Below are 764 nucleotides of genomic sequence, written 5' to 3'. Positions count from 1 at the left end.
AAACGGTGCGAAGCCTGCTGAAAATTGAGCAAACACAGGCGCTGCGGCCAATCCGACAAGTGCATATACAATCATGGCAATCGCTGCTCGTTTGCTGCCAAGAAGCAAAGCTGCCAAGAGACAGAAAAACGGCTGCATCGAAAGCGGAACGCCGGCTACTTGTAAAAAGGGTGCTACTGATGTAATGTTGGCCCCGACAGCCATAAGTGCGGCGAACATGCCAATCAGCGCCATATCTCCCGCACGAAGTTTACGTTGTTTCATCGTTGTTCCCCCTTAGGTTGACATACACAATCATAGAGTAATAAAGAACAAAAAGATTGTCAACATGATTTTAAATTAGGTTAACAAAAAGGAGGGCTCCATATGTATTTCGGAAAAACAAGACAGTCCGATCAATCTGGAAGAGTGCCGCCAAATCAAAACGTCACCACTTCATTTCCTGTGCTTCATACCGCAGATGTCCCATATTACGAAGATATGACGAAATGGAATCTTCAAGTATACGGTTTGGTTGACCATCCGATGCTGCTAAGCTTTGAAGATGTCAAAGCCTTTCCACGGTATGAATCGAAAAACGACATTCATTGCGTCACGGGATGGTCAAGGCTTGATAATGTGTGGCAAGGCGTGCGGGCTTGTGATATAGCGGAAAAAGCGGGTGTAAAAGAAGAAGCGGGCTACGTCATTTTACATGCTGAAGAGGGCTGGACGACCAATCTGCCGCTTGATGATTTCTTAGCGGAAACTTCCCTTCTGGCTTA

2 protein-coding genes are annotated in these 764 nt (G+C 46.1%); one reads left to right on the top strand and one right to left on the bottom strand.

The annotated features are described in order from the left end of the window. Window positions 1-264: biotin transporter BioY (locus tag ACWHAR_RS26270; protein ID WP_452088322.1), on the bottom strand; the 264-nt coding region annotated here is incomplete at its 3' end. Window positions 265-366: 102 nt separating this feature from the next. Between ACWHAR_RS26270 and ACWHAR_RS26265 the strand changes: the two genes are divergently transcribed. Beyond that, window positions 367-764, top strand: a 398-nt coding sequence (locus ACWHAR_RS26265) for a molybdopterin-dependent oxidoreductase (RefSeq protein WP_452088321.1), incomplete at its 3' end; no start/stop codon positions are given.

The sequence above is a fragment of the Bacillus sp. LR--39 genome (assembly GCF_053613335.1).
The sequence above is the reverse complement of the archived record's forward strand: the minus strand, read 5'-3'. Positions and strand labels throughout refer to the sequence as shown.